Origin of the sequence: Neorhizobium sp. R1-B, assembly GCF_004368875.1 — a bacterium.
Classification (GTDB): Bacteria; Pseudomonadota; Alphaproteobacteria; order Rhizobiales; family Rhizobiaceae; genus Neorhizobium; species Neorhizobium huautlense.
In genome coordinates, this window is record NZ_SOEM01000008.1 from 131,835 (window position 1) to 145,832 (window position 13,998).

General features: G+C 61.3%; 14 protein-coding genes. 5 read left to right on the forward strand and 9 right to left on the reverse strand.

Features of this window, described 5'->3' with window-relative positions:
* Positions 1–115 precede the first annotated feature (115 nt).
* Positions 116–580, forward strand: coding sequence for a MarR family transcriptional regulator (locus tag EDE05_RS13790; protein ID WP_112802646.1), 465 nt, complete (start codon positions 116–118; stop codon positions 578–580).
* Between the two features lie 139 nt (positions 581–719).
* Positions 720–1,922: an MFS transporter gene (locus tag EDE05_RS13795; protein ID WP_134101516.1), complete on the forward strand. Its 1,203-nt coding sequence runs from the start codon at positions 720–722 to the stop codon at positions 1,920–1,922.
* A gap of 7 nt (positions 1,923–1,929) precedes the next feature.
* Here EDE05_RS13795 and EDE05_RS13800 read toward each other — a convergent pair whose 3' ends face one another.
* The 4 genes from EDE05_RS13800 to EDE05_RS13815 all read right to left on the reverse strand — a co-directional run bounded on the left by EDE05_RS13800 (position 1,930) and on the right by EDE05_RS13815 (position 5,172).
* Positions 1,930–2,814, reverse strand: a complete 885-nt coding sequence (locus tag EDE05_RS13800) for an aminoglycoside phosphotransferase family protein (protein ID WP_134101519.1) — start codon at positions 2,812–2,814, stop codon at positions 1,930–1,932.
* Positions 2,815–2,865: 51 nt separating this feature from the next.
* Positions 2,866–3,588, reverse strand: a complete 723-nt coding sequence (locus EDE05_RS13805; RefSeq protein ID WP_132410520.1) for a L,D-transpeptidase — start codon at positions 3,586–3,588, stop codon at positions 2,866–2,868.
* A gap of 218 nt (positions 3,589–3,806) precedes the next feature.
* Positions 3,807–4,520 carry a L,D-transpeptidase gene (locus tag EDE05_RS13810; protein WP_245505130.1) on the reverse strand — a complete coding sequence of 238 codons (714 nt, stop codon included), beginning with the start codon at positions 4,518–4,520 and terminating at the stop codon, positions 3,807–3,809.
* 184 nt (positions 4,521–4,704) lie between these two features.
* Positions 4,705–5,172: an Rrf2 family transcriptional regulator gene (locus tag EDE05_RS13815; protein ID WP_112802899.1), complete on the reverse strand. Its 468-nt coding sequence runs from the start codon at positions 5,170–5,172 to the stop codon at positions 4,705–4,707.
* Between the two features lie 136 nt (positions 5,173–5,308).
* Here EDE05_RS13815 and EDE05_RS13820 point away from each other — a divergent pair, with 136 nt between their 5' ends.
* Positions 5,309–6,193, forward strand: a complete 885-nt coding sequence (locus tag EDE05_RS13820; protein ID WP_134101523.1) for an NAD(P)/FAD-dependent oxidoreductase — start codon at positions 5,309–5,311, stop codon at positions 6,191–6,193.
* A gap of 7 nt (positions 6,194–6,200) precedes the next feature.
* On the opposite strand, the gene EDE05_RS13825 is transcribed toward EDE05_RS13820, so the two are convergent.
* Entirely contained in the window at positions 6,201–6,806 is a 606-nt protein-coding gene (locus EDE05_RS13825) for a LysR substrate-binding domain-containing protein (RefSeq protein WP_134101527.1), read from the reverse strand.
* Between the two features lie 124 nt (positions 6,807–6,930).
* Here EDE05_RS13825 and EDE05_RS13830 point away from each other — a divergent pair, with 124 nt between their 5' ends.
* On the forward strand, positions 6,931–7,584 hold the full coding sequence (locus EDE05_RS13830; protein ID WP_105371775.1) for an outer membrane protein: 654 nt from the start codon (positions 6,931–6,933) through the stop codon (positions 7,582–7,584).
* A 502-nt stretch (positions 7,585–8,086) separates the two neighbouring features.
* Here the strand turns inward: EDE05_RS13830 and EDE05_RS13835 are convergent.
* From EDE05_RS13835 to EDE05_RS13850, 4 genes are all read right to left on the reverse strand, one after another.
* A complete protein-coding gene (locus tag EDE05_RS13835) occupies positions 8,087–9,040 on the reverse strand; it encodes an alpha/beta fold hydrolase (RefSeq protein WP_132410514.1) in 954 nt (317 codons plus the stop codon).
* 85 nt (positions 9,041–9,125) lie between these two features.
* A complete protein-coding gene (locus tag EDE05_RS13840; protein ID WP_134101532.1) occupies positions 9,126–10,757 on the reverse strand; it encodes a cisplatin damage response ATP-dependent DNA ligase in 1,632 nt (543 codons plus the stop codon).
* Positions 10,757–11,767, reverse strand: coding sequence for a ligase-associated DNA damage response exonuclease (locus EDE05_RS13845; RefSeq protein ID WP_134101535.1), 1,011 nt, complete (start codon positions 11,765–11,767; stop codon positions 10,757–10,759). The genes EDE05_RS13840 and EDE05_RS13845 overlap by 1 nt, the downstream gene beginning before the upstream one ends.
* A gap of 43 nt (positions 11,768–11,810) precedes the next feature.
* The gene (locus tag EDE05_RS13850) at positions 11,811–13,334 is read right to left on the reverse strand and encodes an MDR family MFS transporter (protein WP_134101539.1); all 1,524 of its coding nucleotides are present in this window, start codon (positions 13,332–13,334) and stop codon (positions 11,811–11,813) included.
* A gap of 117 nt (positions 13,335–13,451) precedes the next feature.
* Here EDE05_RS13850 and EDE05_RS13855 point away from each other — a divergent pair, with 117 nt between their 5' ends.
* Positions 13,452–13,991, forward strand: coding sequence for a MarR family transcriptional regulator (locus EDE05_RS13855; RefSeq protein ID WP_134101542.1), 540 nt, complete (start codon positions 13,452–13,454; stop codon positions 13,989–13,991).
* Positions 13,992–13,998 lie beyond the last annotated feature (7 nt).

Consider the following 13,998-nt stretch of genomic DNA (forward strand, 5'->3'; position numbering starts at 1 on the left):
ATTCGTTCGCAATTCAATTGCGCGCAATCTAATTACGCGCATTGCAAATTCCCGTCAAGCCTGCGATTATGCGGTCGAGAAAAACATAGAGCACGAAAGCGTGAAGTCAGGACCGATGAAGGAGAAAGTGTCAGCCGCCGCTTCTCAGGGATTCGAGATCAAGCTCGATACCCAGCTCTGTTTTGCCATCTATGGGGCAGCTCACGCCTTCACGCGCACCTATAAGCCTTTGCTTGAGCCGCTCGGCCTCACCTATCCGCAATATCTCGTGATGATCGCGCTGTGGGAGGACGACGACCAGCCGGTGAAGGCGATCGGCGACCGTCTGGGGCTCGATTCCGGGACGCTCTCGCCGCTCCTCAAGCGACTGGAGCAGAGTGGCCTCGTCTTGCGAAAGCGAGATCGGGACGACGAGCGGCTGGTGAGAATTTCCCTTACCGAAAAGGGTTCCGACCTCAGGCTGAAGGCACTGGACGTGACCGAAGCGATCGGCAAGGCGATCGGTTGCGGCCTGGAAGAGGCCGCAGCGCTGCGGGATGCATTGATTTCGCTTCGCGAACGCATGGACGACAGGGACTGACATCCGCGCGGAGTGATCGGAGGGCCTGGATCCCTCTGTATTCCATGTCTTGATTTCTGCTGAGGCTACCTCTAGCGCATCGTCCTGGTTTTCAAGACAAGCCGCCGACGGGATCGGTGCTGCTTCAAGAGATCTGTTGATGATGTCCAACACGGCGCCTCCTCGGCAATCCATTGCCATCCCCCGCACGGTCTGGGTGCTGGGCGTGGTCAGCCTGCTGATGGATATTTCGTCGGAGATGATCCAGACGCTGTTGCCGCTTTACCTGGTCGCGGGCCTTGGCGCCTCGGCCATAGCGATCGGATTTATCGAAGGTCTGTCGGTTGCGATCGCGACCATCACAAAGCTGTTTTCGGGAATGATCTCGGACTGGACCGGACGGCGAAAACCGCTTGCCGTGCTCGGTTACGGGCTCGGCGCGCTTTCCAAGCCGATCTTTCCGCTCGCGAGTTCGATCGGCTGGATCGTGGTGGCCAAGGCCGTCGATCGCGTCGGCAAGGGCATCCGCGGCACGCCGCGCGACGCGCTAATCGCCGACGTGACGCCGCCGGAGATCCGCGGTGCAAGCTTCGGCCTGCGCAAATCCCTCGACACCGTGGGCGGGTTCGTCGGCCCGCTTGCGGCAATCGGATTGATGCTCGCCACCGATGGCGACATGATCGTCATCTTCTGGATCGCCGCGATCCCGGCTTTCCTGGCGGTCGCCCTGCTGATCATCGGCGTCAAGGAGCCGGAGCAGCCGCCCTCCTCCTCCAAGGGCATGCCACGCTTCAGGGATGCGGGGCGCCTCAACCGCGCCGTCTGGATCGTCATCGGGGTCTCGAGCCTGTTGACGCTTGCCCGTTTCAGCGAGGCTTTCCTCCTCCTGAAATCGCAGCAAGCCGGTCTCTCGCTCGCCTGGATCCCGGTCACCATGGTGGTCATGCACGCGGTCTACGGCCTGACGGCCTATCCCGTCGGCTATCTTTCGGACCGCATCGGACGCCGAAGCATGATCGCGCTCAGCCTTGTGTTCCTCATCGCCGCCGACCTAGCGCTCGCCACGGCGCAAACGCTCCCGATGCTTTTTGCCGGCATCGTCCTCTGGGGCCTGCATATGGGATTTTCGCAAGGCATTCTTTCGACGCTGATTGCCGACAGTGCGCCGCAGAACCTGAAGGGTACGGCGTTCGGCGTGTTCAACCTGGCGACCGGCCTGACCGTGATCCTCGGCAATGTCGCGGCAGGCTTGCTTTGGGAAACCTGGGGTTCCGCCTCGACCTTCCTCGCCGGCGCCGTGGTGGCGCTCGCATCCCTCGCCGCCGTGCCGCTGCTATCAGCGGCGCGCCAGCCGGCACAATAGATCCGGATCAGATTCCACCAAGAGGATCGGCCACGATCCGGTCGATCCAGCGGCGGTGAGTGTCGGCCTTCTCGCGATCTTCGTGCCGGTGTTCGGCAATGGTGATGAGCGCCTTCCAGAGGCACCAGCCGCGTGCCCTCTCCCATGTCTGCCGATCAAGACCGACACGAGCGCGAAAGGCATTGCGGGCCGGCTCGTCAAACAGCGTCCAGGCAATCACCAGATCGGAAGACGGGTCGCCGACGCCGGAACTGCCGAAATCGATGACCGCGGAAAGCCGCCCGTCCCGGACGAGCAGATTGCCCTCGGCGATATCGCCATGGACCCAGACGGGTTTCTCCCGCCAGCTCGAACCCAGCGCACGCTCCCATATTTTTGTCAGCAGAGAGACGTCAAGTTCATCCGCCAAGTCATTAAGCGCCTGCCGGGTTTCCCCATCATAAACGGCAAGCGATCCTCCGCGGTGGAAATTATGCGCTCCGGCAAGCGGGCCATCCGAGGCATCTATTCTCCGGAGAGCGACCAGGAAATCCGCAAGGTCTTCGGCAAACGCCGTGAGATCGGAAATCGCACCGCGGCTCGCACGATCTCCCTCGATCCATCCATAGATCGACCACGGCCACGGATAGCCCGCGTCGGGCCTGCCGATGGCGAGCGGTGCAGGGATCGGCAGCGGCAGTTGCGAGGCCAAGGTGGGAAGCCAGCGATGCTCCTTCTCCACCTGGGCGACGTAACGCTCGGCGCTCGGCAGGCGCACCGACATGGCGTCGCCGAGATGGAAAGTGCGGTTGTCCCAGCCGCCCTCCGCTACGGCCCGCACAGGCAGGTCTGCCCATTGGGCGAATTGCCGAGCTACGAGGGTCCTGACGAGGGCTGCATCTATTTCCGGCATCGCGAGGAGCCCAATCAGCCGTTTATTCCGTCACGAGACATAGCGGCGGGCCTACTGCCAGACGACGATGCGAGCCTTGTTCGGCACGCGGTCGTAGAGGTCGATGATGTCCTGGTTCATCAGGCGCACGCAGCCGGAAGAGACCGCCCGGCCGATCGAGTTCCATTCGGGGGAGCCGTGCAGGCGATAGAGTGTGTCCTGCCCGTTCTGGAAGATGTAGAGCGCGCGGGCACCCAGCGGATTGCTCAACCCCGGCGGCATGCCGCCATTGTCCGCCGAATATTTCGCGAGTTCCGGCTGGCGGGCGATCATCTCGTTCGGCGGCGTCCATTTCGGCCATTTCTGCCGCCATTGGATGACTCCATCGCCGGACCAGGAAAAGCCCTCGCGGCCGATGCCGACGCCATAACGCATGGCAGAACCGCCGGGCTCGACCAGATAGAGGAAGCGCGACGGGGTGTCCACGACCACGGTGCCGGGCCGTTCGCCGGTCGGATCCACAACCCGCTGGCGATAATAGCGGGGATTGATCTGCTGATAGGGAATGGCAGGAATGACGAAGCCGCCGTCAACCGTGGTTCCGTACATCGCATCCAGTTCGGCCGAGCTGCCAGGAAGGATTTCCGGCCGGCGAACGCTGCCGCCGTCACGATAGGCGACGATCGGATCGCCTCGTCCGGGCGCCGTCGACGCGCAACCGGCCAGAGTCGAGGCTGCACCGGCGCTTAGGAGAGACAGAAAGCTCCGGCGGGAATAGGATTTTTTCAGGATCATGTGCGGCAGGACCGTTCGATAAACACGCTACAGACGACAAAGCATAAATCAATGGAAGGATGACCGAAAGGTTCCGAATCCCCTGCCGAGGCCGCAACCATAGGCCTGCTGCATTTGGGCAACTATTCACGACCGCCACACGGGATTTCACACCCACGGCATCAAAAAACGAAAAGAGCGGCCGAGGCCGCTCCCTTCAAACTCAAACGCCGACTAGTTCAGAGCACGACGATCGGGGTGCCTGATGGAACCCGGTCGAAAAGGTCGATTACGTCCTGGTTGAGCATACGGACGCAACCCGAAGAGGTGGCCTTGCCGACCGACTGCCAGTCGGGCGTGCCATGGACACGGTAGAGCGTGTCCTTGCCGTCCTTGAAGATGTAGAGCGCTCGAGCCCCCAGCGGATTGTTGAGGCCCGGATCGGCGCCGCCTTCGGAAGCGGCGAACTGGCGGAGTTCCGGCTGACGCGCGACCATGTCCTGCGGCGGCGTCCAGCGCGGCCATTTGGCCTTGCGTTCGATCACGCCGCGGCCTTGCCAGCCGAAGCCGGCCTTTCCGAGACCGACACCGTAGCGGATCGCCTTGCCGCCCGGCTGGACGAGATAAAGGAAACGCTGGCGGGTATCGACGACGATCGTTCCGGGCGCCTCGTTGCTGCGGTATTCGACCTCCTGGCGCAGATACCGGGCGTCGACGCGCGAATAGGGAATGGCCGGAAGCGTGTGCCCCTCGTCGCGGATCACCCCATACATGGTTCGATGCACCGGGTTCGATACCGGCAGGCCATAGGTCTGATGGAAGGTTGAGGGGTAGAGCTGGCGCTTGTGCGGAATTCCGCCCGGCATCGGAGGCGGCTGGTTTGTCGGGGGATCTTCATAAGGAGGGATGTAAAAGACCGGCGCCGTCTCCTGAACGAAGACATCCGGGTTCATGCGGCTCGTGTCGGTCACGAAAGGCACCTGGCAGCCAGCCAAGGCGGCAGCCGCGGCAAACACGAAGGAGAGGCCGGGGATTCGGCGGAAAGGCTGAGAAAAGAATGGCATGGGACCCGCTTCCGGCAGATGACGTCGAGACCAGGATGGCAGGCCCGGCTGGCGCGAAGCTGGTGAAAAGATTTCAGGACGAGCAGGCGGACCCGGGATGCCCGGCAAGCGCCGGATGCCGCACCATGCGGCTGTCGAAGTCGGCGGCTATATCTGCCAACGTCACATGGGCAAAGCGCTCCAGCAGCAGTTTTTCGGCTTCGGCAAAAGCATCGGCAAGAGCGCCGTTAACCGCCTGCTCCACCAGGCATTCCGGCCTGTCGCAAGCCGGACCTATGGCAAAGAGCGGCGGCTCTCCTACCGCCCGATAGACATCGAGAAGCGTCATCTCCTCCAGCCTCCGGCTCAGCGTCCAGCCCCCTCCATGGCCCTTTTCGGAACGGACATAGCCCTGTTCCCTCAAGCCCGCCATGGTGCGGCGGACGACGACGGGATTGGTGTTTAGCATCTGGGCGATCAGCTCGGATGTGGCAGCTCCTTCATGCCGGGCCATATGGATCAGCACGTGCAGCATGCGCGAAAGACGGCCATCATAGCGCATCGAACTCATCCCTCCTTCAATCGGCAAATCCCATCCTAGTGGATGGAACCTTATGCAACAAGCAAAGTTACAAACTCTTGACGTGGAGACATCATGTAACTTACGATGTAGCGAGAAATTCTCAAGGAGCCAAACGATGTCCTACGATGCGATCATTGTCGGCGGCAGCTATGCCGGACTTTCGGCGGCGCTCCAGCTCGCCCGCGCCCGCAGACGGATCCTGGTGATCGACGAAGGCATGCGCCGAAACCGGTTCGCCGCGACCTCACATGGATTTCTCGGCCAGGACGGACGCGCTCCGGGCGCAATCGCTGCCGATGCCCGCGAACAGCTGCTGCGTTACCCGACGGTCGAATGGCGAGATGCCCGCGCGGAAGAGGCGGAAAAACAGGGCGAAGGCTTTTCCATCCGAACCAGCGACGGGCGGCAGCTTTCCGCCCGGCGGCTGGTGCTGGCAATCGGGGTGACCGACGAGCTTCCCGAGATTCCCGGACTTGCAGAGCGCTGGGGACGCACCGCCTTCCACTGCCCCTATTGCCACGGATACGAGCTCGACCAGGGCGAAATCGGCGTGATCGCCAGCTCGGAAGCCTCCATGCACCACGCGCTGATGCTGCCGGATTGGGGCCGGACGACCTTGATGCTCGACGGCTGCTTTTCACCGGACGCAGAACAGCAGGCAAAACTCGATGAGCGAGGCGTCACGATCGAGACGGCAAGGGTCAAGGAGATCAGCGGACATGCCGATGTCGTTTTCGAGGATGGCCGCACCTTCAGCTTTGCCGGGCTTTTCGTCCTGCCGAAACCTCGGCTCGCCAGCACCATCGCCGAACAGCTCGGCTGCGACTTCGAGGAGGACGGCCTCTATCCGTTCATCAAGACCGACCTTACCAAGGAAACGAGCGTGCCGGGCGTCTTCGCCTGCGGGGACGCGGCGAGAGCGGCAGGTTCGGTCGCGCTAGCAGTTGGAGACGGCAATATCGCGGGAGCCGCCACCCACCAGTCATTGATCTTCAGGTAGGAGATCTTCAGGTGTGACTGGCAACCGCTCGCCTGCAACCGGCAAGCGCCACCGCCCGGATGCCCTCCGGGCGATATCGATGAAGGCGCGCAGTTTTGGCGCCATGAAGCGCTCGGCGCGGATAATAAAGGAACAAGCCGTCTTCTTCGACGGCTGAATCCGGCAGCACCCATTTCAGCCGCCCCTCGCGAATATCGGAACGGACCAACGGTTCGAAGCCATAGGCAATGCCGATGCCCGAAAGGGCCAGATCCCGCGCATAGGTAGCGTCGGTCACCACGGCGGTGCCGGCCGCCCGCACCGAAACATCCTTGCCCTGGTCGTTGAGATCCCATTCATACAGCCCGCCCGAACCCAGCATCCGGAAGCCGATACAATTGTGGCTCGACAGATCGGCAATCGCTTCGGGTTCGCCCCTCGCCTCCAGGTAATCGGGCGATGCGGCAAGGATCGCCTTGAAAGCCGGCGTCAGCCGGACGGTCACCATGTCCTGCTGCACGGCCTCGCCCAGCCGAATGCCAGCATCGAAGCCCTGCGCGACGATATCCACGAAGGCATCGTGGATATGGATCTCCACCGTCAGGCGGGGATAGGCGCAGGCCAGTTTTGCCATGATCGGCGTACGCAGAACGCCGCGGGTTTTTCTTTAGGCGTTCCCCCAGTCGGTGTGGTTAAAAAGTCACAGCCAATATCCCCTGAATTAGCTATCGTTAAGCATCAAGATGACGGAGTCTCATATGCGTTCTTTACTTTTCACATCTGTTGCTATGCTCGCACTCTCCACCGCAGCGCAAGCAGCCGATGCAGTTGATCAGGTGCCAACCGCACCTGTTGCAGAAGAAGTGCAGGTTTTCACCTGGTCGGGTCCGTACGTTGGTATTCAGGGTGGCTACGCATGGGGCGATGGATCCTTTGACATCTCTGGTGGTGCCGGCACGTTCGACGCAGACCTTGACGGTGGCCTCCTTGGCGCATTCGTCGGATACAATCATCAGTTTTCCAATAACTTCGTCCTCGGCATCGAAGCTGACCTTGAGCGTAATTGGAACGAAGATGAAATCGTTGCGGGTGCTGAAGCGAAGACGGAATGGCAAGGCTCAGTCCGCGCTCGTGTTGGCTACGCCATTGATCATGCCCTCCTTTACGCCACTGCTGGTTGGACCGGCGCTCGTGGCGAGGTGAGTGTACCTGGATTTGGCACCGAAGAAGAAATGTTTAGTGGTTACACCGTTGGTGCCGGCGTGGATTACGCGTTTACCGACAACATCTTCGCTCGAGTTGAATACCGATATAGCGACTTCGGTAGCAAGACGTTCGACTTCGGAGCGGGTACTATCGACGCGGACCTGGACCAGCACGCTATTAAGGTCGGCCTAGGTGTGAAGTTCTGACCCCAAAGTTTTGCCGAATCGATGCCGAGATCTCTCGAGGTCTCGGCATTTTTGTTTAAGGGTTAGGTTTCGACGTGTTAGGGGGCGAAGGTGGCGGAATGGATGGGAACGCTCGGCTTCGAACTCGACATCCTTGCCCAGACTAAAGAGGCCGAGCTTGTCTTCGCTGCGACTCGTCGCTGGCTTCCAGCCCCTGAAAGCCGCTGGCGCTCCATCCGATCTATCCGCTCCCGAAGGTCAAGCAGAATGTCGACCTTCCCGAACTTGATCTGCAGTCCTTCAATTGAAGGATTGTCCTCTGCCCGTACTGGTCGATTCGAAAATCCCTCAGCGTTTTACGGGAACCGGGAGAAGCTGTTCCGCCGCCAAACCAGCATTGGTTGGAACACAGATAGGTGGGATCCATCAACTACAAAGCTTTGTCGATGATCCTGGGCTCTGCGCGCCCCAGTCTCCGTCGCCGGAATACAGTGTGGAAAACACAGAAAAGACAGCCCGCACTTCAGGCCGCGACCTCGTTGAAAAAGCGGATGCTTTCAAGTACAGCGGCGGGAACGACGCCATTGTGGTTTCCCGGCAGGAGCTTGGCGTCGATGGAAACGCCGGCAGAGCGGGCCCGATCGATCAGGAGCTGATGATCCTTGTCGAAGGGTCGCTCTTCAGTGCCGCGCAGCAAAAGGGCCGGGCATTTGAGGCTCGGGCCGAAGCAGACCGAAGAGCGCATGATGAACTCCCTCGGATCAGCCGCATCGAAGCGGATTTCGCGATCGTAACGGCTGAAGAAACGCCATGCATTGACGCCGGCCGAAACCGGCGCGGCAGCGCGGAATTTGCGCGTCATCGCGGCGAGGATCGCCAGCGTGCCGCCATTGCTGTGGCCTGCAAGGAAGAGGCGGTCCTTGTCGATCCCCGGTAGGGCCTCCAGATAGCTCGCAGCCGCCAGCGCATCGGCCGTCTCGTCGTAAAAGCCGGAAAAGTTACCCGCCTGGCCGTTTTCGCCACGGAAGGATGGATGCAGCACAACGAAACCTGCTTCCCAATAGGGCTTCATCAGCTCCCAGTGGCCTTCGCCGGTCGCATTGCCGCCGTGAAGGAAGAGAACCGCGGGCTTCAATTTGGCCGACGGCTGGTAGTGGGAAAGCCAGGCGATCAACTCGATCGAGCGATCCGGACCGCCGCGATAGAAGACGCGCCTTGCACCGGGCGGCGTGCCGAGCGGCTCCGACTTTTCCGGGGATGCCCCTTTGTTGACGAGATTGGTCCGAAAGCGCCGGCGGGCGTCCGCATAGTCTTCTCTTTCAAGCGGCAGCATTTCGGGAACGGGAAAAGCGACCGCGCTTGCCGATGCCGGCAGAAGCGCCGCCGCCGACAGGCCGGAGGTTGCAGCAAGAAACGCGCGGCGGGTGAGCCCGCCTTGGAAAGAACGCGTGAAGGAAGTCTTCCGGCCGTCTGCCATGTTTTCCGAGTCCTGAAAAATATAACCCTCAGCGATCTCAGCATTCGGTCACGGCGCTGTCCATTCAACGATTTGAGATCGGCGATCAGCCTTGTCCCGTTTTCGCACCTAACATCGCCGTCAGCGTCGAAAGCCGGTCGGCATCGCGTGGCAGCTTGTCCTGTCTCAGCCGGGCGATGCGCGGGAAGCGCATGGCGACACCGGATTTGTGGCGGGTGGAGCGGTTGATGCCTTCGAAGGCAACCTCCAGCACGAAGCCGAAGCCGGGCTCCGCCCGCACTGCCCTCACCGGCCCGAAGCGGTCGACTGTGTTGTCGCGCACGAACTTGTCGAGCACTTCGAGCTCCGCATCGGTGAAGCCGAAATAGGCCTTTCCGACCGGCACCAGCTCTTCGCCATCCGGCGTCTCGGCCCAGACGCCGAAGGTGAAATCGGAATAATAGCTCGAGCGCTTGCCGTGGCCGCGCTGGGCATACAGCATCACCGCGTCAATGTTGTAGGGATCGCGCTTCCACTTGAACCATGGCCCCTTGAGCCGTCCGGCCTGATAGGGACTGTCCTTCCTTTTGATCATCACGCCTTCAATGACCGGGTCCGGCGGCGCGATCCGCAGGCTGTCCAGTTCCTCCCACGTGGTGAAAGGCACGAGCTGCGAGAGGTCGAACCGATCGTGCGGCGCGCCCTCTATGATACCGGCAAGACGATCGCGGCGTTCGAAGAAGGACCTGGCGCGGATATCCATATCGCCCTGGAAGAGCAGGTCGTAGGCGCGCACGAAGGCCGGATATTCGTCCAGCATCTTGCCCGTTACCGTCTTGCGGTTCAGCCGCTGCTGCAGGTCAGAAAACGTGCGGGTTGGGCTGTTGGAACGCAAAGTGCCGCCGACGAGCAATTCGCCGTCGATGACGCCTTCGAAATTGATCGCCGCAACGATATCCGGAAAGGCGCCGGTAATGTCGTCGCCGGAGCGGGAATAGAGTTTCTTCGTGCCGCCGTAGCTGGACATCTGGACTCGAATGCCGTCCCATTTCCATTCGGCGGCATAGTCGAGAGGATCGATCTTTTGGAGATCGCCCTCTTCGACCGGATTTGCCAGCATGACTGAATGGAAGATGGCGGGGGTTGCGAGCACCGGCTTCTCCGCCCGGCCCTCCAGCCAGGCGAAGAGAGGCTCGTAGGGCGGCGCCAATCCGTGCCAGAGGGTTTCGATTTCAGTCACGTCCTTGCCGCTCATATCGGATAGTGCCTGTTTCGCAAGCCGGGCCGAGACACCGATGCGGAGCGATCCTGTCGCGAGTTTCAGGAATGCGAAGCGGCTCGACGGATCAAGCCTGTCAAGCAGGTCGCGAACGGCCGAGCGCACTTCGGTGCGGCCGAGCGAGTTCATGCGGGTGACGACCTCGCCGAGACGCGGCTGGTGCTCATCATCGATCGTATCCTTGGCGCCGCCATCCCAGACCAGCGAAATCGTCTCGGCGAGATCGCCGACATAATCGTAGGAATACTGGAAGAGGATCGGGTCCATGCGCTCCAACACCAGGTCGCGCAGCATCGCGGGTTTGACACTTTTCAAGTCGAGCCCGCCGGCCAGCGCGGCAAGGCCATAACCGCGGTCGGGATCCGGCGTATTGCGGAAATAGTCGGCAAGCAGGGTCAGCTTGCCGTTGCGCGAGGGGGTGAAGACCAGCCGGTCGAGGAGTGTCGCGAAGGCTTTCATCAATCCCCCTCGTCCTCGTAGCCGACGAGATGCAGAGGCCGGGCCGGGATGTTCTTCAGCTCGCACCAGCGCACCAGCGCCTCCTCGCGGCCATGGGTGACCCATACCTCGGACGGGGCGATCTCCTCGATCGTCGCCAGTAATTCCGGCCAATCGCAATGGTCGGAAATGACGAGCGGCAGCTCGACCCCACCCTGTTTCGCCCGCTGGCGCACCATCATCCAGCCTGATGCAAAAGCGATCAACGGCTCGTTGAAACGCCGCGCCCAGCGATCCTGAAACGCGGACGGCGGCCCCACCACGACAGCGCCCCTGAAGGCTGCGGGACTGCTCTTCTCGATCGTTGCCGGACGGATGTCGCCAAGATCTATCCCTTCGCCGACATAATACTCACAGAGCTTTGCAAGCGCGCCGTGAATGAAGATCGGTTCGGAATAGCCGCAATCGCGGATCAGCCGGATGACGCGCTGCGCCTTGCCAAGCGCATAGGCACCGATCAGATGGCTGCGCTCGGGAAACTGTTTCAGCGAGGTCAGCAGCTTGGCAATCTCCTCCTTGGGATCCGGATGATGGAAAACCGGCAGGCCGAAGGTCGCCTCGGTTATGAAGACATCGCAGGCAACCGGCACGAAGGGCGCGCAGGTGGGATCGATGCCGCGCTTGTAATCCCCGGAGACGACGATGCGCAGGCCATCCTTCTCGATGGCGATCTGCGCCGAGCCGAGCACGTGACCGGCAGGGTGGAAGCTTACCCTGACGCCTTCGATATCGATCTCCTCGCCGAAGGCGGCTGCCTGTTCCCCACCGCAAAAGTCATCGCCATAGCGCAGCCGCATGATATCGAGCGTCTGGCGTGTCGCCAGGACCTTTGCGTGGCCGGCGCGGGCATGGTCGGAATGGCCGTGGGTGATCAAAGCCCGTTCGACGGGGCGTACCGGATCGACGTGAAAACGACCGATGGGGCAGAACAGCCCGGCTGGGGTAGGATGAAGCAGGGCCTCTGGTTTCATGCCCTTGAAGATAGGGCAAAAATGGCACGCCGCCAGATCAGCGTCACTTCACGTCGGCCTTGTCCGCATGCCTTGCCGGCGGAAGACGGACGGGCTTCAGGAAAAGGCCGGCAAGGAGGCCTGCCGCTGCAATTATCGCCGCCGTTGTGAACACGGATGTGAAAGCGCCGGCATAAACATGCTGCACGGCAAGGCGGGCGGCAGCCGGAAGATCAAGGAGCATTTGCGGCGTCAGCGAGCCTATCTCGGCGACACCCGGGATATTTGCCTCCACCCCGCGCAGCCCCGCTGCAACGATCGCGCCATAGAGCGAAATGGCAACCGAAGCCCCGGCCATGCGCGTCAGGGTTACGGCACCGGTGGCGGCGCCGACATCGTCATGCGGCGCGGAATTCTGCACGCCGATGATCGGCGCTTGCTGACCAAAGCCGATCGCCAGGCCCTGCAGGAACATCAGCGCGAAAATGATCGAAAGGGGTGTTCCTGCGGCCAATTGCGAAAAGAGGAAGAGTGCCGCGATGTTCAATGTCATCCCCGCGATTGCGAACGGCTTGTAGCGCCCCGTAATCGAGATCAGCCGGCCCGCCGCCAGGGAGCCGATAACAATGCCGGAGGTCGCGCCGATGAAGAACAATCCCGCGCTCGATGGCGAGAGTCCGGTTGTCGTCTGCAGGAAGAGCGCGAAATAATTGACCATGCCGATCGCGACGCCACCCGAACAAAAGGCGATGATCAGGAACAAGGAAAAGGTGGAATCACGGAAAAGCTTTAATGGCACGATCGGCTCGGGCACGCGGGCCTCGACGACTATCCAGAGAGCCGCGCAAAGCATGCCCGACGCCACGATCATCAAGGACTGCCAGGCAAACAGCGAGCCGAACAAAGTGACGCTGTCTGCCCATCCCACAAAGCTGGTGACCGTCGCCGCCAGCAGGATCGCGCCCACATAATCGATCTTCGGCCGGCGGACGGGACGGCGGTAGGGCAGAAGCAGCAGGATGCCGGTCAAGGCGATGATGCCGATCGGCAGGTTGATCAGGAATATCGAACGCCAGCCGAAGAGCTCGCTCATCGTGCCGCCGAGCAGCGGTCCCACGCTTCCCGAAGCCATGATCACCAGGCTGGAATAACTCTGGTATTTCGCCCGCTCGCGCGCTTCGAAAAGATCTGCGTTGATGGAGAAGATCGAGACCATGATGCCGCCGCCGCCCATGCCTTGCAGGACTCGGGAGGCGATCAACGAATCCATTGACCATGCAAGGCCGCAGGTCAGCGAGCCGACGGTGAAAATCACGATCGCTGCGATCATCACGTATTTTCGCCCGAATAGATCCCCCAGCTTGCCGTAGACAGGCATTGTCGCACTGGTGGCGAGAAGATAGGCCGATCCGACCCACCCGAAACGTTCCAGCTGTCCGAATTCAGCAGCAATGGTCGGCAGAGCCGTGGAAACGATCTGGTTGTCCAGCGTCGCCATAAATAGCGCGGTCAGGAGAAAACAGAAGATCGCCAACCGCTGGCGGTGGCTGGCAACGAGCGGCGCGCTGGCCGGGCGGGTCATATCCATGAGACAATCCACATGGAGGAAATTTTATCTGCCTTCAGCATATAATTGTCAACCGCACCTTGATGTAAACAGCAAAGAACTATTGGCCGGACGAAAACGCTCTGATATCTTCACGCAATGACGACCCAAAACGACCAAAGGCAGGACATTGCGGCCTCTCCATCACCCGAGGACGTGGCACGTATCGGCGAAACGCTTGCGCGCATGCGTCTCCTGATCGGCCGGCGGATCATCGGGCGAACAGCTATCGCCCGGATCGTTCCCGGTCTGGAAATCTCACATCTCGACGTGCTGGACGTGATCCGCCGCATAGAGGGGGAAGCGACAGTGGGAGCGATCGCTGAAGCCATGCGCATCGACCCCTCTCGCGGCAGCCGGCTGGTCGCAGACCTCGTCGCCCGCGGCATTCTGCGCCGCGACGCCTCGCAGGCCGACGGGCGACGTTCGCTGCTGGTGGCGACGGAACTGGGGGAAAGTCTTTTTGCGGAAATCCGCTCCGTCAAGCGCTCGCTTCTCGCCCATGTGCTCAAAGGCTGGCCGGACGACGAGATCAACGCATTTTCCGTCCTTTTCGAGAAGTTCGTTTCCGGTTTCGAAGTGATCTACATGGCGGCGGAGAGAGTTCGCGATCCCACGGAGACAACGAGTGCCGAATAATCCGCGC